A 21245-nucleotide genomic window follows, 5' to 3' on the forward strand; every position below is an offset into this window, starting at 1 on the left:
CGCCGGGGACCCGGCCGAGCAGCGGGGACCGGGACGGGCAGGCCGGTGGCGGGCCGGCCTGCCCGTGTCACCCCGCCCGTCGCCCGTTATGGCGGGTTCAGGCGGCGGGCGAGTGCTCCTTGATGTAGCGGATCAGGCCGACGACGTCGTCGGGGACGAGGCGGCCGATCGCGCCGCTGGAGTAGACGCTGACGACGACCCGGCCTTCGGGGTCGAGCACGAAGCCGGTCGACTGGACATACCTGGGGTCGTCGTTGACGAAGGCGCCGGTCGCGCGGGCCAGCAGGTCGGGGTCGGCGCTGTGACCGACCGGGAAGTCCAGCCGGAGCGTGGTGACCAGCTCCTCCGTGGTGGCCTCGTCGTCCACCGACAGGGCCACCACCTTGGCTTCCACACCGCTGAGGGTCTCCAGCGACCGCTGGAAGGCGCGCAGCTGCGCCTTGCAGTAGGGGCACCACGAACCCCGATAGAAGAGCACGACGCCGAAGCTTCCGGCGAGCGCGCCGGGCAGGTGCAGGGTCTCCCCGCCGGGAAGGGCCACGGCCAGATCGGGAAAGCGGTCGCCGGGGTGGAGCAGTGTCATGTCGATGTCCCTGTCGTCTCGGAAATCGGGTTTGTCACTGTCTTCGCGTCACCGTCGGCCGAGGTCTTACCTCCCGGGGGCGGTCAAATAGCATCGGACGTATGGCGGCGGATCCCGGCCTCGGGGAGAACCAGGCCACCTCCACCCTCGCCTCGGTCGATGCGGAGTCGGCCGAGTGGCTGCGTACGCTCGGCGGCGCCGGAGCGGAGCGGGAGGCGGCCGTGGAACGGCTGCACGCGGTCCTGCTGCGCGTGGCGGGCAACGAGGTGCACAGGCGTGCTCCGCGACTGCGGCTGTCCGGACCCGAGCTGGACGACGTGGCTCACCAGGCCGCGGCCGACGCCCTGCTTGCCGTGACCGCGAAGCTCGGCCAGTTCCGCGGGGAGAGCCGGTTCACCACCTGGGTCTACAAGTTCGCCGTGCTGGAGGTGTCGGCCAAGCTCGGGCGCCACTTCTGGCGTGATCCGGGGGTGCCGCTGGAGGGCGAGGACTGGGAGCGCCTGCCGGGCAGGTTCGGGTTCGACCCGGCGGAACGCCTCGAGTGGCGGGATCTGGCCGCCGCGCTGCGCCGTGCCGTGGACGAGGAACTCACCGAACGGCAGCGCCAGATCTTCGTCGCGATCGTGCTCAAGGGCGTCCCGCCGGACGCTCTGGCCGTCGAGCTGGGCACGAACCGCAACGCCGTTTACAAGACGATGTTCGACGCCAGGCGGAAGCTGCGCGCCGCGCTCGTCGCCGGAGGTTATCTGGACATCGGCATCCGAGGACGGTCATGAACGGCTGGGACGAGCTCGACCGGTTCCTGCGCACCGACCCGCGCGACGTGGGCTGCGACAAGGCGATGGAACTGCTCCACGTGTACGTCGAACTTGTGACGCGGCACCCGGACGCCGCACGGGAGCGATATCCGGGGATCGCCGTCCACCTGCGCGCCTGCGGTCCCTGCAACGATGATTTCGAGGGCCTGCTGGCCGCGGTGTCCGACTCGATCTAGCGCAACGCGTGGAGGCAGAGGTCGACCACGGCGTCGGCGTACGCGGCGTCCAGGGGCTGGCCCGACACCAGCAGGCGATAGTGCAGCGGCGCGAAGACGAGGTCGAGAGCCGTGTCCGCATCGACGTCGGCGCGGACGGCCCCGGCCTGCTGCGCCTCGCGCAGCGCCTGCCGTACGGGTGCCCGCCGGGGCTCGAACCACTGCTCCGCCATGGCACGGGCCAGGTCGGGGTCGGTCTGCGCGGCGCCGATCAGTTCGCGTAGCCGGCTTCCCCCGGCCCCGTCCACGTACAGGGTGAGGAATCCGTGCGCGTAGGCGCGCAGGATCGCGGCGAAGTCGCCGTCGGCGGGAAAGGGGCCGATGCTCACCTTGTCGAGGAACGCCTCGAAGACGACCGCCCCCTTTGAGGGCCACCAGCGGTAGAGCGTCTGCCGCCCCACCCCCGCCCTGGCGGCGATGCCGCCCATGGTGACCGACTGGTAGCCGTTCTCCACGAACAGCGCGTACGCGGCGTCGAGGATCGCCCGCCAGGACTCCTGACTGCGGCGGGCGGGATCGGCGGGCATGGGCACACTGTAGCCGAGGAAGAGACGAGACATCTCGTCTCGTGTAGATTGACACGAGACGAGGCATCTCGTCTCGCCGAAGAGACTCGTGAAGAGGAGCGCGCTGTGAGCGGAAACCCCGGCACCACCGCCGGACGCGGCTTCACCGTGGAACGCCGCGACCGATGGTCGCTGCGTACGCCCGACGGGACTCCGTTCCTGTCCATCGGGGTCGTCCACGCGGACGACACCAACCTGCGGTATCCGCACAACATCGGGATCTACCGGACCCGGTACGGAGGATCACGCCGGCGCTGGCTGCGTGAGGGACTGGTGCCCGAGATGAGGTCGTGGGGGTTCAACACGATCGGCTGGACCTCGGAGTACGTCAGCGGCTCCGGCCTCGCCACGGAGGGCGGCGCCGTCGACCTCGGACACTCGGACGGCCTGCCGCCCGACGAGCTCGCCGGTGCGGGCCTGCCGTACACGCTGTCGCTGCGGGTGGCCGAGATCGAGCTGTGGAACGGGTCGCCGGCCTACCGCGATCCCCGTGCGCCGGCCTTCGCGGAGTGGTGCGACCACCTGGCCAGGACGCTGTGCCGCCCGGACGACCCGGACCTGCTCGGCTACTTCCTCGTCGACGTGCCCTGCTGGGGCCCGCACCCCGCGGGCAGCGGCTACCCGGCCGACGAGCTGCCCGCGATCGCGGAGGCCTACTATCGCGTCGCCACCGAGGCGATCCGGCGTCACGACCCCCACCACCTGATCCTCGGCGACCGTTACGGCACCCGGGCCGGGGTGCCCGAGCCGGTGCTCGACGCCATGGCGCCGTACGTCGACGTGCTGTCGGTGCAGGCGTTCCCCCCTCCCGGGCCCGGCCACCTCGACGCGGCGCTCGACCGCATCGGCCGATGGCACGAACGCACCACCCGTCCCGTCCTGATCGCCGACACCGGCAACTGGTGCCCGACGACGATGAGCCCGGGCCGTACGGGCTCCTGCCGGGACCAGCGGGAACGCGGAGCGGGTTACACGGCGGCGGCCGAGGCGTTCGCCGCCCGCCCGTGGTGCCTGGGCTGGCACTGGTGCGGCTGGCTCGAGAACCCCCACCGCGGATTCGGGCTGAAGGACCCGTGGGACGAGCCCTACCGCGACCTCGTCGACGCGGTGACCGAGACCAACCACCGGCTGAGCGGGCGTCTATCCACGCCGGCGCCTGGCCCGCAGCCGTACGGCGATCGCGGCCAGGGCCGTCCCGAGGGCGACCAGGCCCAGGACGACGAGCAGGTTGCGCCCGTAGTCCAGCGGCAGAAGTGAGGGGTTGTCGGCCCGGCGGCCGAGACCCGTGACCATCGGCAGGGCGAGGAGGGACAGCATGGCCGCGACGGTCAGCCCGGCCCGCACCGGCGACGGCGAGCGCATCCTGCCGACGGCCACGCCGGTCAGCAGGACCAGCGGCACGAGCACCCCGTCGTGCGCCACGATCAGACCGCCGAACCACAGGGCCCAGCCGAGCGGATCGGTGAGGTGGGCGTCCACGACCAGGCCGGCGAACCCGGTCACGACCAGTGCGCCGCCGAGCCCGTATCCCAGCAGGCGCGGTGCGTTCACGCCGTTCTTCACGCGGCCACCACCTTCGACACCCACTTGGTCTGCAGCACTCCCGGCCTGTTGGGCGCGATCAGCCGTACGGGGAAACCGTGGTCGGGCGCGAGCGGCGCGCCGCCGATCCGCAGCGCCAGCAGCGTCAGCTGGTCGTTCCAGTGCGGTGGGCGCACCTCGCTCGACCGGTATCCCCCGCCTCTCTCCAGCGACTCGACCGTGAGCACGGCGTCCGGGGCGATGCCCGCCAGGGCGGCGAGATCACGCAACCGGATCCCCGACCATTCGGCCTCGGCGCTCCAGCCTTCCACGCAGGCGATCGGCAGCCGGACGGTGTGCTGGGGGAGTCGCAGCAGGTCGTCGTACGTCAGGGACAGCGGCGTGCGCACCGCGCCGGTCACGGTGAGCCGGTATCCCGGATCGTGGATCACGGTGGTCACTCCCGCCGCCGCGGCGGACTTGTTGACCGGCAGGCCCTGCGGGCCGGTGTGCGGTTCGCGCGGCGCCAGCAGGGCGAGCCCGGAAAGCGGCGCGTACGTCTCGCCCACCGTGAACAGGACGGTGAGGCCCGACGCGGCGGCCACGGTGCCGAGGAAGCGACGCCGGGCCGTCACCACCTCCCGGGGTTCGACCTGCTCCCGTGTCCACAGCTGCCTGCGCACCTTCGCCCATTCGTTGACCACATGAATGATCAGAGCGCCATAGAGGAGATACGCCGTCCAGTAATGCGCGGCGGGGAAAGAGAACGGCCACAGGTAAACGTACGAGATGTTCAGCAGTCCAGTGATCGACTGAAACAGCGAAGCGCCGACGAGAACGAGCACGAGCCCGCGTTCCACGGCGTGGGAGAGCGACCGGAACGGCGGCCACTGCCACAGCTTCGGATAAACGGTCCAGAGTTTCGCGAGAAGCAGCGGAATCGTCGCCAGCCCGCCGATGACGTGGAGTCCCTGCGTGATCCGATAAAGCCCGACCGGCCGGGACGGCCACGCCAGGCGGCCGGGCGGATGCTGCATGAAGTGGCTGAACAGGCCGGTGGCGAAGGCCACGGTGAAGCTGATCCCGAGCCACAGGCCGAGCCGGGCGGCCACGCGCTCGGAATGCAGCACGCTGCCGAAACGGCCCGGCACACTCCGCAGAAGTGTTTCGACCCGGTCTCTCGTGACAGAATCACGCACCATCGTCCGGCCTCTTTCTCCGGAATGGCGGCGAATCGCGATCCGCGCCGGAAATGACATTCGGAAGCACAGTCGCGACCGTACCGCCGCCCGGCCTCGCGAATGCTTACGGATCCATGACGGGCCGCCGGGAGACCCGGGTGGGGCCGATCCACGGCGGGACATTCGCGGGACGACCGTCCTCTCTTCGCCTGCCGGCACGCGTTCAGAGCCGGCGCGGCCGCGCTCTCGAACACCCGTGAAGCCGGGGGACCGGTCTCACGGGTCCCCACGCTCCGCGCTCGGTGATGCCGCGTGGGCGTGGTGCTCGGGCGTGGGCGATGAGTTTTGTCGGTGGCGCCTGTCAGGCTTGCCATGAACCGCAAATCGTTGTGGAAGCCCAGGCTGGGACGCCAGCAGCGACCACGTCGTTCCCCGACAACCCCTGATCGAGGTGCCGTGTCCATCGCACAGGTTGATTCCCCCGCCGAACCCGCGACCGCGGTGTCGAGGCGCACCCCGGCCGTGATCCGGCTGCTGGTGCTCGCCACGTTCGTGGTCGTCCTCAACGAGACCATCATGATCAACGCGATCCCGCGGCTGATGGGCGCTCTGCACATCACCGAGCAGACCGCGCAGTGGCTCTCGACCGCCTTCATGCTGACCATGGCCGCGGTGATCCCGATCACCGGATGGTTCCTGCAAAGGGTGTCCACCCGCCGCGCGTACGCCACCGCGATGGGTCTGTTCCTGCTCGGCACGGCGTTGGCCGCCGTCGCGCCGTCGTTCGAGGTGCTGCTGGGCGCCCGTATCGTCCAGGCCTCCGGGACGGCCGTGATGATGCCGCTGCTGATGACCACGTTGATGCAGGTGGTGCCCGAGTCGGAGCGGGGCCGCGTGATGGGCAACGTCAGCCTGGCCATCTCGGTCGCGCCCGCGATGGGCCCGACGGTCTCGGGCGTGATCCTTCAGCTCGGTTCCTGGCGGTTGCTGTTCGCCGTGGTGCTCCCCATCGCCGCGATAATCGCCTGGCGCGGCCTGAAGCAGCTGGAGAACGTCGGAGAGACCCAGGTCAGTGCGATCGACTGGTTGAGCGTGGTGACCTCCGCCGCCGGTTTCGGCGGCCTGGTCTACGGACTCAGCCGGTTCGAGGGCGGCGACGTCCGCGTGGCCGCCGCGATCGTGGCAGGGGGCCTGGCCGCCATCGCCGTCTTCGTCGTCCGCCAGCTGTCGTTGCAGAAGCGCGGTGTGCCGCTGATGGACCTGCGCACCCTCCGCCACCGCACCTACACGGTCGCGCTGGTCCTGATGTCGGTGGCCTTCATGGCGATGCTCGGTTCGATGATCCTGCTGCCGCTGTATCTGCAGAATGTCCGCCAGCTCACCCCTCTGGAGACCGGACTCCTCGTGATGCCGGGCGGTCTCGCGATGGGGCTGCTCGGTCCCGCCGTCGGCCGCCTGTTCGACCGGTTCGGGGGCCGGGTTCTGGTCATCCCCGGCGCGATCGGAATCGCGCTCGCGCTCGCCGGCCTCACCCAGGTCACCATGACCATGCCGTTCTGGCAGCTCCTGGGGCTGCACGCGCTGTTGATGGTGAGCCTGGCCGCGACCTTCACCCCGGTGTTCACCCTCGGGCTCGGCGCGGTGCCCCCGCAGCTCTACTCCCACGGCAGTTCGATCCTGAACACCCTGCAGCAGGTCGCCGCGGCCTTCGGCACCGCGCTCGTGATCACCGTGATGAGCGCGCGAGCCGATGCCCTGAGATCCGCGGGAGTCACGGAGGCGCTCGCCAACCTCGACGGCATGCGGCTGGCCTTCGTCATCGGCGCCGTGCTGTCTCTGGCCGTGGTCGTCACCGCCGTGCTCCTGCCGGCCCGAGCGGACAGCGTCGTCGAGCCCGGGCAATCCGTGCACTGAGACGGGCCTGACGGCGGCGGAGCGGGACGCGTGGGGCCGGCCGCGAGCAGGACGTCCGCTCCGGGCCCCGCCCGCTCGGTCACGCCGAAGGGCTCGGCGTCGCCCCAGCCGCGACCGCGGCTGACGCTGGTACTCGCGATACCAGCACAGGTCGATTCTGGAGCACGCGGCCGCCGCCGGAGAAGCTTCATCGGAATCTCCCGTTCACACGCCCCAGGAGAGGAAGATGAGCAAGCGAAGCGAGCGAATCACCCTGCACTGCGCGTTTCGCAAGGCGGTCGAAAGTGTGCCTCCGGCGAACGCCGTGCACCGCTGTGAGGTGACAGCATGAGCAGCGTCACCGGATCCGTCCCAGCGAGCATCGGGGAAGCGCGCGACCGCACCCGCTGGTTCGCGCTTCCCGTCATTCTCGTCGGCACGTTCATGACGATTCTTGATTTCTTCATCGTGAACGTCGCCATTCCGTCGGCCCAGGCGGAGTTGAACGCCAGCGACGCGCAGGTCCAGTTCGTCGTCGCGGGCTACGGCGTCGCGTACGCCTCGGGCCTGATCACCGGCGGACGCCTCGGCGACCTGTACGGCAGGCGTTCGGTGTTCGCCATCGGCCTCACGGCGTTCACCGCGGCCTCGGTCCTGTGCGGCCTGGCGGTGAGCCCGGAGATGCTGGTGATCTCCCGGGCTCTGCAGGGCATGGCGGCCGCGCTCATGTTCCCGCAGGTCCTGTCCATCATCAACGTCACGTACACCGATGACGACCGGCCGCGGGCGTTCGCCGGATATGGCGCCGCCCTCGGTCTCGCCACCGTCGGCGGGCAGGTGATCGGCGGCCTGCTGATCGCCTCGGACGTGCTCGGGCTGGGCTGGCGGGCCTGCTTCCTGGTGAACCTGCCCATCGGCCTGGTCACGCTGCTCCTGCTGCCGCGCCTGGTCCCCGAGTCGCGGTCCGCGAGCGCGCGCGGTCTCGACCTGGCCGGCGTGGCCATCGTGTTCCCCGCCGTCCTGCTGCTGCTCGTGCCCCTGGTGGAGGGCCGGCAGGAGGGCTGGCCCGCCTGGACGTTCGTCTCCCTGGCGGCGAGCGTCGTGGTGTTCGCGCTGTTCACGTGGCAGCAGGTGCGCCTGTCCCGGGCGGGCGGCACACCCCTGGTCGAGCCGTCCCTGTTCCGTTCCCGGTCGTTCGTGACCGGCCTGGCCACCGTGCTCGCCGTCTATGGCGGCATGGCCTCGTTCATGCTCGTGATCGCGCTGTACGTGCAGGACGGTCTGCGCTACTCCCCGCTCAGGGCGGGGATGGTCTTCCTGCCCATGGGCGTGGCGTTCTTCGCCACATCCATCAACGCGGCGAAGTTCATCCGCAGGCTCGGCCGCCGCACGCTCACCGCCGGCGCGATCCTGATCGTCGCGGGGGAGGTCTGCCTCGCGCTGATCACCCGCGACGCCGGCGCCGGGGTGAACCTGCCGCTGTACGAGGTGCTGACGGCCGTGGCCGGCGCCGGGATCGGCATGGTCGGCGCCCCACTGCTGTCCCAGGTGCTGCTCGGCGTGGAGCCGGAGTACGCCGGGTCGGCCTCGGGCGTGCTGTCCACGGTCCAGCAGATGGCCGGCGCTCTCGGAGTCGCGATCATCGGGATCGTCTTCTTCGGCACCCTCGACGGCGCGAGCGTATCCCCCGCCGGCTACGGCAGAGCGTTCGCGGCGAGTCTCGTCTACCTCATCGCACTCGCGGCGCTGGCCTCCGTGGTGACCATACCGAACCGCTGGTGGACCGGACGGTTCCACGCCCGGTGACGCCACCGGACTGATCGCCGATATTTCGCTCGGGGGCAAGCATCTTAATCCGGCGATACAACTCCACGACAATGATGGATCAAGCCGATTCACGCTGACCGGCCCGGGCCTTGTCACCGCAGGCGTTAGGGGATGCCGTGTCCGACAGGAGCGAGAACAGACAGGAGCTCGCTCAGTTTCTGCGTAGCCGTCGCGCGCGCATCAGCCCCCAGGAGGCGGGGCTCCCCACCGGAGTCCACCGGCGTACGAAGGGCCTGCGCCGGGAGGAGATGGCCGTTCTCGCGGGGCTCAGCCCCACCTGGTACACCTACCTGGAGCAGGCCCGCGACATCCACCCCTCCCCGCAGGTCCTCGACAGCCTGGCCCGCGTCCTCGGCCTGAGCGAGGACGAGCGCGCCTACATCCACCGGCTCGCGTTCGGCCAGGGGCCGGCCGAGGCCCCGTACGGGGTCGACGAGTCGGCGGAGAAGCTGGTCTCCCAGGTGGTGGAGGTGGCGGGCCACGGCCCTTTTCCGCTGTACGCCGGCAACCGGTACGGCGACGTGGTGGCCTGGAACCGCGCCGCCGCCGACTGGTACACCGACTTCGGCGCGCTGCCCCGGCCCCGCAGGAACATCCTGTGGTGGATGCTCACCGAGCCCGAGGCCAGGAAGCGACTGGTGAACTGGGCCGACGACACGCTCGACGTCATCGCGAGGCTGCGGCTGGCGTACGCCACCAGGACGGCGGACCGGAGGATGCAGGAACTGGTGGGCGACCTGAAGAGCGCCAGCGCCGACTTCCGCGGCTGGTGGCACGAGCAGCACGTGCGGGGGCAGCACCAGCGGACGCGGACGCTCGACGTTCCCGGCCTCGGCAGACGCGCCTTCCGTCTCGTCGTCGCGAGCGTCGTGGACAGCCCGGCGCACTCCCTGGTGATCCACCTGCCGCTGACCGAGGAAACGGGAACCGGCGCCTCCTGAGTCTCGGCCGGCTGCTCAGCGCTTGTTTCGTTCACTCACCCGCTCACCGGGCGGCGCCGCAGCAGGTGCCGGGCCGCGGCGTGCACGTGCGGGTGAGGTTTCGCAGGCGGTTCTGGTCATCCCGGCGGTCGCACGCCTGGCGGCAGATCCCCTGAGAGAATGCCGCCACGCGTCGTACGGCGGGGTACGGCGCACGGGGCGGCCTCGTGAGCGCGCCCCGTGCCCGTCGCCGAGGAACGGTCAGTGGCGGCCCGGGCCCCCGTCGGCGCGACGCGGAGCGCCCGCGGCCAGGGCGAGGTCCTGCTGGATCACGTAGTACTGCGACTTGGGCTTCAGGTCCGCGTCATACAGCAGGGCGGCGCCCTCCTGCGGGTTGTTGAACCAGCCGGGGATCCAGGAGTAGGTGTCGCCGAAGCCCCAGGGGGTGAACGAGATGCACTCGCGCACCGCCAGGCAGGCCTTCAGGGCGCGGGACCAGTAGCTCTCCTGGGCGTAGGAGGCCAGCGGGGTGGTCGGGGTGTTCACGTTCGGCGCGGCCTCGGTGAACGTGCGGACGTCCACCTCGGTCTCGGCCACCTTCAGGCCGAGGTCCGCGAAGCGCTGCAGGTTGTTCTGCAGGTCCGGGAAGCCGTACTGGGTGTCCAGGTGGCCCTGGAAGCCGACGCCGTCGATGGGCACGCGCTGGGCCTTCAGGGTCTTGACGAAGTCGTACACCGCGTTGCTCTTCGGCCCGGTGAACTCGAGGTTGTAGTCGTTGTAGAAGAGCAGGGCCTTGGGGTCGGCCTCGTGCGCCCAGCGGAAGGCGTCGGCGATGTAGCCGAGGCCGCCCCACGCCTTGTACCAGACGGTCTCGCGGGGCTTCCCGTCGTCGTCGAACGCCTCGTTGACCACGTCCCACTGCCAGATGTCGCCCTTGAAGTGCTTCACCTGGTCCTGGATGTGCTTCTTGAGCAGGGCCTTCAGCTCGTCGTTCGACAGCGTGGTGGTGTAGCCGTCGGAGGAGAGCCAGGTCGGCAGCTGGCTGTGCCACACCAGCGTGTGGCCGCGGACCAGTTGCTTGTTCTCCTTCGCGAAGGAGACCAGCCGGTCGGCCGCGGCCCAGTCGTACGTGCCGCGGGTGGGCTCCACGAGCTGCCACTTCATCACGTTCTCCGGGGTGACGCTGGAGAACTGCTCGGCCGTGATCCGGGTGTAGTCGGCGTTGCTGCCGAGCTCGTCCATGTTCACGGCGGTGCCGATGCGCAGGCCGACCCGGTCGCCGAGGGCGCGCAGCGAGTCCGCAGGGGGGCGGACGGGCTGGGAGTGCCCGGGGCCGGGCGGATGAGGGGCGGGGGCAGCGCCGGGATCGGCCGAGGCCGAGCCGGTGAGGGCCGCCCCGCTCAGCAGGACCGTGGCGCTCACGAGGCCGATGGACAGTGCGGAACGAAGCACACGAACTCCTCGGGGGTGAAAGTGGGGGGTTGATGGGTACTGCGGTCAGGTCAGCCCCGCCGGGCGGGCAGCGACAGGTGCCATCCCTCCGACCGGAGCGCGGGGATGACCGTGTCGACGGCGTCGACGGTCTGACTCCGGTCCCCGCCGCCGTCGTGCATCAGGACCACCGCCCCCGGCGTGATCCCTTCTCTCAGGCGGCGGATCAGTTCGGCGGTCCCCGGTGGATCCCAGTCGCCGATGGCCAGACGCCAGCCCAGCGCCTGCATGCCGAGATCGGCCGCGACGGTCGGCGTCTGCCCCCAGTTGCCGTACGGGGCCCGGAAGTACGGGATGTGCGCTCCCGGCACGGCCGCGCGGATGGCGGCGCTCGTCTCCAGCAGGTCGGCGCGGATCCGCTCCGCCGGCCAGGCCGCCATGTCGTCGTGGCGCATGCCGTGATTGCACAGCGTGTGCCCGTCGGCGACGATCCGCCGGACGACCTCCGGGTGCTGCCGCACATGCTCACCCCAGAGGCAGAAGACCGCCTTCGCGTGGTGCTCGCGCAGCACGTCGAGCAGGCGCAGAGTGTCAGGAGGGTTCGGCCCGTCGTCGAAGGTGAAGCCGACCGACAGCCCGCCGCCGCGGGTCGAGTCGACGACCGTGGGGGTCGGGTTGTCCGCCAGGGCCGGGTGTGCCATGCCCAGCAGGAGACCTATCGTGGCCAGTGGAACGGCGAGAAGACGTGGCCCGCGTGGGCGCCGGCGTCTGTTGACCACGATGACTCCATCTTCACGCGAGTACGCCCGAAAGTTTCTGTGACGTAACGAAAGTAATGCAGACCATAGGAACGCGATTGTGGTACGTCAAGGGGTCAAAACCGCCCGGGGGTACGTAGATCTCGCGGACTCGCTGGCGGGAGGGGTGGTCGTGAGTTCCTGGCTGCCCTAAAACGCCACAGAACCTCTCCGAAACTTTCGGGCTTCAGGCCGCGAGGCGGCCTGCGAGCGGAGAGGGCGTGATCACGCGAGGGATCACCCGGCGGCCTTCTCGTCATCGAGGTACGCCGACGCCTGCAGGGTGAACAACTCGGCGTATCTGCCCTTGAGCCGCATCAGTTCGGTATGGGTGCCGTCCTCCACGAGTGTGCCGTCCTCCAGGAACATGATCCGGTCGGATTGGCGGACGGTGGAGAAGCGGTGCGAGATGTAGAGCGTCGTCTGTCCCGCGGCCAGGGCGCGCAGCCGGGTGAACAGATCATGCTCGGCCTGCGCGTCGAGTGCGGAGGTCGGCTCGTCGAGCACGAGGATCGCGGACCTGCGCATGAACGCCCTGGCCAGCGCGATCTTCTGCCATTCGCCGCCGGACAGGCTGACGCCCTGGTCGAACCACCGGCCGAGCGGGCTGTCGAAGCCCCTGGGCAGCCGCTCGATGCGCTCTGCTATCCCGGCCCGCTCGGCCGAGTCCGCGATCGCCTCCCTGTCCTCGATCCGCGGGAGGTCGCCGAGGCCGATGTTCTCGCTCGCGGTGGCCTGATAGGTCACGAAGTCCTGGAACATCGCGCTGATCCTGGCCCGGTAATCCTCCGGGTCGTACTCCCTGATGTCGACGCCGTCCAGCAGGATCCGGCCCTCTGTCGGGTCGTACAGCCGGCAGAGCAGCTTGATCAGCGTGGACTTGCCCGCGCCGTTGCGGCCGACCACCGCGACGGTCTCGCCCGGACGGATCTCGAAGCTGACCCGGTCGAGTGCCTTGACGTCGGATCCGGAGTAGCTGAACGAGACCTCCTCGAACCGCACGTGACCGCGTACGTCCGTGGGCATCGGGCGGGGCCGCTCCGGCCTGCGGATCGCCGGGCGGGTGCCGAGGAAGCGATACAGCAGGTCCAGGAACAGGTTGTTCTCGTACATGCCGCTGACCCCGAGGAACAGGCCCTGGACGGAGCTCTGCACGGCGGCCGCGGCGCCGGTGTAGAGCGCGAGATCGCCCAGGGTGAGCCGGCCGGAGACGGCCTGCAGCGCGATGTAGAGGTAGATCCCGGAGCTGGTGAGGGTCGTCAGCATGCTCCAGGCGGCGGCGGCCGCGTTGCGCGTGCCGATCAGCCTGCGCTGCCGTTCGTAGTAGACCTGGCCGAGCCGGCGGAACCGGTCGACGAGGTAGGAGCCGAGCCCGAAGTGCTTGATCTCCTTGGCGTACGTGTCGGTGGTGACGAGCCCCGCCAGATACTCCATCCGGCGGCGGATGGGGGAGCCGAGGAAGTTGAACGCGAAGCTCCGGGCGGAGTATCGGGTCTGCGAGACGAACGCCGGGATCGGGGTGACGAGTGCCACGACCGCGAGCAGCGGGCTGATCGCGATCAGCATGACGATCATCGTGCAGAACGTGATCACGGTCTTCACCAGGCCGAACGCGGAGTTCATCATCGACAGCGGGCGGCTGGGCGCCTCCTGGTCGGCCTGCCGCAGCAGGTCGTAGGACTGGGAGCCCTCGAAGAAGGCGAGATGCAGGGTGCTGGCGTGGTCCATCACCGTGTGCCGGATGGTGAGCACCATCTTCTCCTGCAGCAGCTGCTGGGCGATGTTCGTCAGCGACGTGACGACCGTGGTCAGCGTGAAGAGGAGGAACTGCAGCGCGGCCACTGCGATGATCTTGCCGAACGACGTCATGGCGATGCCGGGCAACAGCGGCACCGTCAGCATGACGACGTCAGGACGGTGCTGGGAGTGCACCTGGATGCCCTCGACCACCGAGTCCATCAGCAGCTTCGTCATGTACGCCGAGGCGGTGGGCAGCAGGCCGCTGACGACGGTGACCACGCCGATCACCACGGTCAGCACGGGACTGGCCCGCCACGTCAGCCCGACCACGCGCGGCAGGCCGCGCACGGTGCCGGCGACCGTCTGCCGGATCCGCCGCCACCGCGACCTCAGGTCCCTGGGCTGTTTTCGCGGCTTGGGGTCCGGAATGTCGATGGGGCCGGTCAGCCCGCTGTCGGCGATGCTGGTCGGGTCGTCCAGTCCGAGTGGCAGGCGGCGCATCGCCGATTCGATGCCGCCCCCACCATGGTCCACTAAGCACCGCCCTGGAACTCGGCGGGTGGTTTCGCCTGGTCGAACGCGCCGTGCAGGAACAGTTCGATCAGCGAGGCCACGCAGATCGGCTCGCTGCCGGCGTCGGGCCGGCGGGACCGGGCGAACAGCAGGTCCAGCAGGACGCCCGCGAGCTGGTCGGCGGGCAGGCGCAACGCGGGCTGCTCGGGGGCGAACAGCTCGGCCAGCGCCGCCCTGGTCGCGGCGATGCCGGCGACCCGGCCGCCCCGCTCGCGCGGCTGCCCGGACGCGTCGTCCCGCTGGTGCGGTTGGCCGGACGCGTCGTCCCGCTGGTGCGGTTGGCCGGACGCGTCGCTTCGATTGCGGGGGCCGCTGCGGAAGCCGGAGGCGTGCATCGCGCCGAGCACGCGGCCCATTCTGTCCATGTGCGCCTCCATCGCTGCGGCGGCCTCGTGCAGCCGCTCGTGCAGCGAGATCTCCAACGGGATGGCGCGGATGGCCTCGACCACGTTGTCCGGCCGAAGCGCCTCGGCGATGCAGGCTTCGAGAAGCTCGTCCTTGTCCTTGAACACCCGGAAGATCGTCGCTTCGCCGATCCCGGCCGCCGCGGCGATCTGGCTGGTCTTCACCGCGGCTCCGTACTCGGCGACCAGCGGCAGGGTCACGTGCACGATCATGGCGCGGCGTGCCTCGGGGCTCATGCTCGGGGCGCGGCGCCGGGTCGGCTGCGGGGAGGGGTCTGCGTCAGGGTCGTTCGGCGTACGGGCCGGCTGCGGGGAGGGGTCTGCGTCAGGGTCGTTCGGCTTGGGTTGCGTCATGCCTCGACCGTACGAAGTGAGCGCTCACTCCGTCAACGGGTTTCTCGTCGAACCGGATCGTCGGGCGCCCGTGGCCCGTGCCGTCCGGACCAGTCCCCGGCCTGCCCGGCTGGCGATTCCGGTCCTGGCCGATGACACCACCCAGGCGCGGACCGTACGGCCCGCGCCTGGGACGGGCCACGGCCCGGCGGCCGTGACTAGACTCGGTGAGGTGACGTTCGATCTTCATGGGCGGACGAGGCGGCTGGAGCTGACCGACCAGGATCTGCGGTCCTTCGAGGCCGTCGTGCTGGAGGCCACGCCGGACGGGATCGTCCTGGACCGATCGGCCTTCTACCCGGGCGGCGGAGGCCAGCCGCCGGACCACGGCGTGCTGTTGTGGCAGGGTGTCGAAACCCGCATCGAGGGCGTGCGCAAGGGAGACGACCTCTGTCTCGTCCCGGCGGAGGACGACCCGATCCCGCCCGCCGGCACGGTCGTGCGGGCGGCGGTCGCCGACGAGCGGCGCTCCGCGCTCATGCGCACGCATTCGGGTCTGCACGTGCTGTGCGGCGTCGTGTTCCGCGACTACGGGGCCCTGGTCACCGGCGGCAACATGGAGCCGATGACCGCGCGGATGGACTTCAACCTTCCCGAGGTGCCGCCCGGCTTCAAGGAGGCGATCGAGGACGCGTGCAACGCCGAGATCGCCGCCGACCGCCGGATCGACGTGCGGCTGCTGCCTCGTGCGGAGGCCTTCGCGATCCCCGACATCATCCGCACCGCGACGAACCTCGTGCCGGAGGGCATCCCCGAGGTGCGGATCGTCGACATCGTGGGCCTGGACACCCAGGCCGACGGGGGCACACACGTCGCCTCGACCAAGCAGATCGGCAGGATCAAGGTCGCCAAGATCGAGAGCAAGGGCCGCGGCTTCCGCCGCCTCCGCATCGCGATCGCCGACTGACCGGGCCGGACCCCGGCGGGACGGTCAGAAGTCGATCCGTACGACGGCTCGCCTGAGGGTCGGCCTGCTCACCTCGGTGAACCCCGCGTCGAGGAAGACGTCGCGGCTGCCGACGTGGAGCTCGCCCCAGGTGATCTCGACGCCCGGCCTGGTGATCATCGGGTACGCCTCCAGGGCCCGGGCTCCCCGCTCGCGCGCGAAGTCGATCGTGGCGCGCGCGAGCGCGTAGGTCACCCCGCGCCGGCGGAAGCCCTTGCGGGTGACGAAGCAGGTCACGGCCCAGACGCTGTCGTCGGTCTCGTCCTCCTGCCGGCCCTTCCAGGGGACGCGGGTGCGGGTCAGCTGCGGGTAGGCCGTCCGGGGCTCGACCGCGCACCACCCGACCGGCTCGCCGTCCAGGTAGGCCACCAGGCCGCTGGTCGACCGGGCTCCGGGGGTTCCGCAGCCGGTCTGCTCACGCAGGCGCGCGGCACGTTCCGCGTCGGAGACCGAGCGCCATTGATAGGTGAAGATCTTGTAGCGCTGGCAATGGCAGTCCGTCGTGCCGAAGACGGCCCGCAGGTCGTCCCACGACGCCCGGTTGGCGGGGACGACGACGAGTCGATCGGCGGGAATCGGCTCGGTGATGTCCTCCCTCATCCCGCCGGCTGGTCCTCTCCGACCAGGCCGTCCACGGCCTCGCGGATGAGGTCGGCGTGCCCGGCGTGTCGGGCGTACTCCTCGATCATGTCGATCAGCATGCGGCGGAGGCTGGGCGACTCGCCGCGTGAGTTGGCGTACGCCGCGAGCCGCCCGAGGCCGCCCTCGGCCAGCGCCTGCCGTACGTTGGCCCGGGAGCGGGCCACCGCGTCCTGCCACAACGTCGTCAACTGCTCGGGACTGTCGCCGGCGGCCGTGCGCCACTCCCAGTCGGGGTCGGCGTCGAAGTCCACGGTGTCCCACGGCGGCGCAGGCGGTCGCCCCAGCAGCTTCTGGGAGAACATGTCGTCCTCGACCAGAGCCAGGTGCTTGAGCAGCCCTCCCAGAGTCATGGACGACGCGGCGACGGTCGCCCGCAGGCCGGCCGCGTCGAGCCCGCCGCACTTCCATGCGAATATCCGGCGCTGACGGTCCAGGGAGCCCAGCAAGGTGTCGATCTCGTCGCCGGCGACCGGCGGCTCATAAAGGACGTTTTCGGTCATGGGGCACAGGCTACGGTGCATTCCGGACGATTCACTTCCGGAATGCGACGGGTTGCCGAATGACGCACGACGAGAGCCCGACCGCGCGGGCGCTCCTGCTCCTCGAACTGATCCAGAGCAGCCCCGGCATCACGGCGGAACGGCTGGCCGGCCGGCTCGGCGTCTCCGAGCGGGCCGCCCGGCGCTATGTCGGCATCCTGCGCGAGGCCGGCATCCCGATCGAGTCCGAGCGCGGCCGCTACGGGGGCTACCGCATCGGCCGGGGGCTCCGGCTGCCGCCCCTGATGTTCACGCAGGCCGAGGCGCTCGGGCTGGTGATGGCCGTGCTCGACGGTCACCACGACAACGCGGCGGACCCGGCCGATCCCGTGGGCGGCGCGCTCGGCAAGATCCTGCGGGTGCTTCCCGAGGCGGTCGCCGGTCCGGCCGCGGCCGTACGGAGCCTGAGCGCGAGACACCCCGAGCCCGGGGCCAGGACGCCCAGCCCGGAGACCACCGCCGACCTCGTCCAGGCCTGCGCCGGGCGCCGCCGGCTGCGCCTCGGATATCGCATCCGTCCCGGAGACGAGCGGATCATGGAGGTCGACCCGTGGGCCGTCGTGGTACGCCGGGGCCGGTGGTATCTGCTGTGCTGGTCGCACACGAGGAACGCCCGCCGGGTGCTGCGGGTGGACAAGGTGGCGGGCGTCGAGGCGCTCGACGTGCCGGCCGTCCCTCCGCCCGATCTCGACCCGGCGGAGATGCTGGAGGACCATCTGTCGGCGGGGTGGCGGCACCAGGTGGAGGTCGTCGTCGACGCGCCCGCCGAGGCCGTGGCCGAGTGGGTCCCGCGCAGCCTGGGCCGCCGCGAGCCGATCGACGCGACCACCACGCGCCTGGTGGGCAGCACGGACGAACCGGACTGGTACGTCCGGCAGCTCACGGCGATCCGGGCGCCCTTCCGCATCGTCGGGTCGCGCGAACTGCGGGAGGCCGCCGAAGCCCTGGGCCGGCGCCTCCTCCAGGCCGGATCGTAGAGCGGTTCCTGCTTCTCGGATCAGGTGCGGAGCCGGTTGAGCGGGCGCGCAGGGGTCCGGCTATCGGATGGAGCCGGTGACGAGCTTGTCGAACTCGCGGTCCGGCAGCGTCCTGTTGAGTTCGAGCAGTCTGTCGGCCATCCAGCCGACGACGTAGCGGGTCTCGGGTTTGGCGGCTTCGACGGCCTCGCGGATGGCCGCGGCCACGACGCCGGGATCGGAGGCCTGACTGTCCGCGCCGAGTTGCGTCTCGCTCCGCCTGGCCATGGCCTCGGCCATCGCCCCGTAGGCGGTCGCACCGGAGATCTCCCGCAGGTCCTGCGCGGTGTGATCCTCGAACCCCGTCTTGATGACTCCGGGCTGGATCACGACGACCTCGATCCCGAAGGGCTCGACCTCCATGCGCAACGAGTCGGAGTACGCCTCCAGAGCGTGTTTCGTCGCGTAGTACCAGGAGCCCAGCGGCAACGCGATCTCGCCGCCGATCGACGACACGTTGACGATCGTGCCGGACCTCCGCTCGCGCATGTGCGGCAGGACGAGCTGGATCAGCCTGGCCGGTGCGAAGAGGTTCACCTCGAACTGGTCGCGCGCCAGCTCCAGGGGGACGTCCTCGGCCGCGCCGTGCACCACGGTGCCGGCGTTGTTGACGAGGACGTCGATCCGGCCCTGCTCCTCGACGATGGTGTGGACGACCCGCTCCAGATCAGCGGGGTCGCGCGCGTCCATCGGGTGCACGTGCCCGCCCGCGTCGCCGATGACGGCCATGTTCCGCACCCGCCTGGCCGCGCCGTACACGATGTGTCCCGCCCGCAGGAGTTCCAGCGCGGTGGCCTTGCCGATGCCGGACGAGGCCCCGGTGACGAGTACGACCTTCATGATCAGACCTCCCGGATGGGGACTCCGTGGGCCGGCAGGCCGGCACGGACGGTACGCCGTTCACGACTGGGGAAAGGCTAGGGACGCATTTCGTCCCACGGCAACGAGCTTCTTGTATATCCCCAGCTGGACGCCCTTCAAGTGGTGCAAAGAGCTGTCGCAGAACGCACCGTACGCGCCGTCGTGTTGCGTCCGGCCACCACCGGTTGGGACGATCCGACGAACGACGAGGAGGATCGGATGCCCGCGCGAAGCCGCCTGAGCTTCGACGACCGACGCCGCATCGCCGAAGGGCTGAGGGACGGGCTGACCTACGCGGAGATCGCCCGGCGGCTGGGGCGGCCCAGGTCGACCGTCAGCCGCGAGATCTCCCGCAACGGCGGCCCGCACGGGTATCGGGCCCACCACGCCCAGCAGGCGACGAACTGGCGCGCCCGGCGGCGCCGGCAGGTCCCGCCGCCCGAACTCCGGGACTCGTACGGCGATCGGGACGCCCGCACGGTCCAGGAGTTCACCGAGGACTTCACCGCAATGATGATCCAGACGGGCATGTCACCGCTGACGGCCAGGGTGTTCGCCGCGCTGTTCGTCAGCGACGGCGCCAGCCTGACCGCCGCGGAACTGGTCCAACGCCTGCACGTGAGTCCGGCGTCGATCTCCAAGGCCATCCGGTGGCTTGAACAGCGCGGCCTGGTCAGCCGTGGACGCGAGGGCCGGCGCGAGCGTTACGCCGTCGCCGTCGACGTCTGGTATCGCACCTGGTCGGAGAGCGCCAGGTCGATGACACTGTGGGCGGACACCACACGGCGTGGGGCGGACGTCTTCGGCGCCGGCACGCCGGTGGGCCTGCGGCTGCGGACGACCAGCCGGTTCTTCGAGCTCCTCAGCCGCGACATGGCGCAGGCCGCCGAGCACTGGCGGCAGACCGTCTCCCTCCAGCGCCTCCCCTGAAGGCCGCTCGCAGCCGGCCGAGCGGGCGCGAACTCAGCGGAGGCCGGCGAACAGGTCGTCCTCGTGGTCGGGGGCGGCCACCCGGGACGTCGTCCGGATGAAGTACTCGCGCGAGAACGCCTGGTGCTGGGCCTCCGGCGGCATCCGCAGGAAGGGGATGTTCTCGCCCTGGCTCGCGTGGGCCGCCAGCGCCTTCAGCTTGTTCTCCACGTACGGCGAGACGTCCACGACGCTGGTGATGAGCTCGTCGGGCGTGCCGAAGTCGTCGGGGAGCTCGAAGTCGTCCGGAGCCATGCCGTTCGCCCGCATGAACTCGAACATCTGCCGGATGCCCTCACGCGGCACGGCGGTGTAGTAGAACTTGTCCGGAATCCCGGTCTTCTCGGCCGCCGCGACCGCGATGCGGTGGGCCTGGATGTGGTCGGGGTGCCCGTAGTTGCCGTTCTCGTCGTAGGTGACGACCACCTGGGGGCGGTAGCGCTCCATCAGCGCGGCGAGCCTTCCGGCGGCCGTCTCGACCGGGACGTTCGCGAACGCGTCGGGGTGGCCGTTGCCGTCCCACCCGTCCATGCCGGAGTCGCGGTAGCCCAGCAGTTCCAGGTGGTCGATCCCCAGATGGGCGACCGACTCGCGCAGCTCGGCCAGCCGCCGCTCTGCGACCGCGGCGTCGTCGTGGCCGGGCTCGCCCGGCTTCACCCCGCCGGGGCCGTCCCCCTGCTCGCCGTTGGTGCACGTCACCAGGACCGTGCGGATCCCCTGGGCCGTGTACTTCGCGAGGATCCCGCCGGTGCCGATCACCTCGTCGTCGGGGTGCGCGTGCACCGCCATGAGGGTGAGCTCTCGATCCATTCCGTCCCCCGGAGTGTCGTTTACCGTCACCCGGACGAGCCTATATCGCCCCTTGAACGTGGCGCGGGCGCGTGTCGTTTGAGGCAGCCCGGCCGGGTTAGGCGACCGCTATGGGGATTTATCGAGACATGGCGGCGGGAGCGGCGGCGGGTGCGGCCGGGACGACCGTGCTCAACGCGATCACCTATCTGGACATGGCGGTGCGCGCCCGCCCGGCGAGCTCGCTGCCGGAGCAGGCGGCCGGTGCGGTCAGCGAGCGACTCCACGTCGGCCTCGGCGAGGAGGAGGACGCCCGCAACCGTGAGCAGGGGCTCGGGCCCATGCTCGGCATCCTCACCGGCGTCGGCGTGGGCCTCGCCTACGGTCTGTTCCGCCATGCCGTACGGCGGAGGGTCAGCCTCCCGGTCGCGGCGACCGGGGTGGGCATGGCGGCGGCGGTCGCGGGCAGCGCGCCGATGACCGCGCTTGGGCTCACCGACCCGCGTGAGTGGGGTGTCGGCGGCTGGACGGCCGACCTGGTCCCCCACCTCGGGTACGGCCTCGCCACGGTCGCCGCGTTCGAACTGACCAGGTCCCGCCGCCGGCGCTAGGAGCTGGGCG

General features: G+C 70.6%; 22 protein-coding genes. 10 read left to right on the forward strand and 12 right to left on the reverse strand.

Annotated features, from left to right (window positions below; translation table 11 throughout):
• Window positions 1–97 precede the first annotated feature (97 nt).
• On the reverse strand, window positions 98–583 hold the full coding sequence (locus BXA11_RS21810; RefSeq protein WP_076437273.1) for a peroxiredoxin family protein: 486 nt from the start codon (window positions 581–583) through the stop codon (window positions 98–100).
• Between the two features lie 101 nt (window positions 584–684).
• Between BXA11_RS21810 and BXA11_RS21815 the strand changes: the two genes are divergently transcribed.
• Both BXA11_RS21815 and BXA11_RS21820 read left to right on the forward strand, forming a co-directional pair.
• The gene (locus tag BXA11_RS21815) at window positions 685–1359 is read left to right on the forward strand and encodes an RNA polymerase sigma factor (RefSeq protein ID WP_076437275.1); all 675 of its coding nucleotides are present in this window, start codon (window positions 685–687) and stop codon (window positions 1357–1359) included.
• Complete coding sequence (locus tag BXA11_RS21820; protein WP_076437277.1) at window positions 1356–1577, forward strand: hypothetical protein; 222 nt, start codon at window positions 1356–1358, stop codon at window positions 1575–1577. The genes BXA11_RS21815 and BXA11_RS21820 overlap by 4 nt, the downstream gene beginning before the upstream one ends.
• Here the strand turns inward: BXA11_RS21820 and BXA11_RS21825 are convergent.
• A complete protein-coding gene (locus tag BXA11_RS21825; RefSeq protein WP_076437354.1) occupies window positions 1574–2143 on the reverse strand; it encodes a TetR/AcrR family transcriptional regulator in 570 nt (189 codons plus the stop codon). The two genes, BXA11_RS21820 and BXA11_RS21825, sit on opposite strands and share 4 nt — an antisense overlap.
• Before the next feature lie 105 nt (window positions 2144–2248).
• Here BXA11_RS21825 and BXA11_RS21830 point away from each other — a divergent pair, with 105 nt between their 5' ends.
• A complete protein-coding gene (locus BXA11_RS21830) occupies window positions 2249–3439 on the forward strand; it encodes a glycoside hydrolase 5 family protein (RefSeq protein ID WP_204053756.1) in 1191 nt (396 codons plus the stop codon).
• On the opposite strand, the gene BXA11_RS21835 is transcribed toward BXA11_RS21830, so the two are convergent.
• Together BXA11_RS21835 and BXA11_RS21840 are read right to left on the reverse strand one after the other, a co-directional pair.
• On the reverse strand, window positions 3323–3745 hold the full coding sequence (locus tag BXA11_RS21835) for a hypothetical protein (protein ID WP_083744457.1): 423 nt from the start codon (window positions 3743–3745) through the stop codon (window positions 3323–3325). The genes BXA11_RS21830 and BXA11_RS21835 overlap by 117 nt on opposite strands.
• Window positions 3742–4833 (reverse strand): molybdopterin-dependent oxidoreductase, encoded by a 1092-nt coding sequence (locus BXA11_RS21840; protein WP_239105073.1) that lies wholly within the window; start codon window positions 4831–4833, stop codon window positions 3742–3744. Before BXA11_RS21840 ends, BXA11_RS21835 begins: the two co-directional genes overlap by 4 nt.
• 507 nt (window positions 4834–5340) lie before the next feature.
• On the opposite strand from BXA11_RS21840, the gene BXA11_RS21845 reads away from it, so the two are divergent.
• The 3 genes from BXA11_RS21845 (at window position 5341) to BXA11_RS21855 (ending at window position 9545) form a co-directional block, all read left to right on the forward strand.
• Window positions 5341–6798: an MDR family MFS transporter gene (locus tag BXA11_RS21845; protein WP_239105072.1), complete on the forward strand. Its 1458-nt coding sequence runs from the start codon at window positions 5341–5343 to the stop codon at window positions 6796–6798.
• Window positions 6799–7125: 327 nt separating this feature from the next.
• Window positions 7126–8583: an MFS transporter gene (locus BXA11_RS21850; protein WP_076437280.1), complete on the forward strand. Its 1458-nt coding sequence runs from the start codon at window positions 7126–7128 to the stop codon at window positions 8581–8583.
• Window positions 8584–8720: 137 nt separating this feature from the next.
• A complete protein-coding gene (locus BXA11_RS21855) occupies window positions 8721–9545 on the forward strand; it encodes a helix-turn-helix transcriptional regulator (RefSeq protein WP_076437282.1) in 825 nt (274 codons plus the stop codon).
• Window positions 9546–9785: 240 nt separating this feature from the next.
• Here the strand turns inward: BXA11_RS21855 and BXA11_RS21860 are convergent, their stop codons facing one another.
• The 4 genes from BXA11_RS21860 to BXA11_RS21875 form a co-directional block, all read right to left on the reverse strand.
• Window positions 9786–10976, reverse strand: a complete 1191-nt coding sequence (locus BXA11_RS21860) for an endo-1,4-beta-xylanase (RefSeq protein ID WP_076437284.1) — start codon at window positions 10974–10976, stop codon at window positions 9786–9788.
• Between the two features lie 50 nt (window positions 10977–11026).
• Window positions 11027–11656: a polysaccharide deacetylase family protein gene (locus BXA11_RS21865; RefSeq protein ID WP_083744460.1), complete on the reverse strand. Its 630-nt coding sequence runs from the start codon at window positions 11654–11656 to the stop codon at window positions 11027–11029.
• A 333-nt stretch (window positions 11657–11989) separates the two neighbouring features.
• Complete coding sequence (locus BXA11_RS21870; protein ID WP_143734434.1) at window positions 11990–13993, reverse strand: ABC transporter ATP-binding protein; 2004 nt, start codon at window positions 13991–13993, stop codon at window positions 11990–11992.
• Between the two features lie 32 nt (window positions 13994–14025).
• Window positions 14026–14823, reverse strand: coding sequence for a TetR family transcriptional regulator (locus BXA11_RS21875; RefSeq protein WP_239105071.1), 798 nt, complete (start codon window positions 14821–14823; stop codon window positions 14026–14028).
• 211 nt (window positions 14824–15034) lie between these two features.
• Between BXA11_RS21875 and BXA11_RS21880 the strand changes: the two genes are divergently transcribed.
• Window positions 15035–15769 carry an alanyl-tRNA editing protein gene (locus BXA11_RS21880; RefSeq protein WP_076437290.1) on the forward strand — a complete coding sequence of 245 codons (735 nt, stop codon included), beginning with the start codon at window positions 15035–15037 and terminating at the stop codon, window positions 15767–15769.
• Between the two features lie 24 nt (window positions 15770–15793).
• Here BXA11_RS21880 and BXA11_RS21885 read toward each other — a convergent pair whose 3' ends face one another.
• Window positions 15794–16408, reverse strand: coding sequence for a GNAT family N-acetyltransferase (locus tag BXA11_RS21885; protein ID WP_076437293.1), 615 nt, complete (start codon window positions 16406–16408; stop codon window positions 15794–15796).
• Complete coding sequence (locus tag BXA11_RS21890; RefSeq protein ID WP_076437296.1) at window positions 16405–16950, reverse strand: DinB family protein; 546 nt, start codon at window positions 16948–16950, stop codon at window positions 16405–16407. The genes BXA11_RS21885 and BXA11_RS21890 overlap by 4 nt, the downstream gene beginning before the upstream one ends.
• Before the next feature lie 59 nt (window positions 16951–17009).
• On the opposite strand from BXA11_RS21890, the gene BXA11_RS21895 reads away from it, so the two are divergent.
• Window positions 17010–17966 carry a helix-turn-helix transcriptional regulator gene (locus BXA11_RS21895; RefSeq protein ID WP_076437301.1) on the forward strand — a complete coding sequence of 319 codons (957 nt, stop codon included), beginning with the start codon at window positions 17010–17012 and terminating at the stop codon, window positions 17964–17966.
• Between the two features lie 60 nt (window positions 17967–18026).
• On the opposite strand, the gene BXA11_RS21900 is transcribed toward BXA11_RS21895, so the two are convergent.
• The gene (locus BXA11_RS21900) at window positions 18027–18845 is read right to left on the reverse strand and encodes an oxidoreductase (RefSeq protein WP_076437304.1); all 819 of its coding nucleotides are present in this window, start codon (window positions 18843–18845) and stop codon (window positions 18027–18029) included.
• A 240-nt stretch (window positions 18846–19085) separates the two neighbouring features.
• On the opposite strand from BXA11_RS21900, the gene BXA11_RS21905 reads away from it, so the two are divergent.
• On the forward strand, window positions 19086–19796 hold the full coding sequence (locus BXA11_RS21905) for a MarR family transcriptional regulator (RefSeq protein ID WP_076437366.1): 711 nt from the start codon (window positions 19086–19088) through the stop codon (window positions 19794–19796).
• Window positions 19797–19829: 33 nt separating this feature from the next.
• On the opposite strand, the gene BXA11_RS21910 is transcribed toward BXA11_RS21905, so the two are convergent.
• Entirely contained in the window at window positions 19830–20675 is an 846-nt protein-coding gene (locus BXA11_RS21910) for a PIG-L family deacetylase (RefSeq protein WP_231514098.1), read from the reverse strand.
• An 80-nt stretch (window positions 20676–20755) separates the two neighbouring features.
• Here BXA11_RS21910 and BXA11_RS21915 point away from each other — a divergent pair, with 80 nt between their 5' ends.
• Window positions 20756–21235 (forward strand): hypothetical protein, encoded by a 480-nt coding sequence (locus tag BXA11_RS21915; RefSeq protein WP_231514097.1) that lies wholly within the window; start codon window positions 20756–20758, stop codon window positions 21233–21235.
• Window positions 21236–21245 lie beyond the last annotated feature (10 nt).

This window comes from Microbispora rosea, assembly GCF_900156315.1.
Classification (GTDB): domain Bacteria; phylum Actinomycetota; class Actinomycetes; order Streptosporangiales; family Streptosporangiaceae; genus Microbispora; species Microbispora rosea.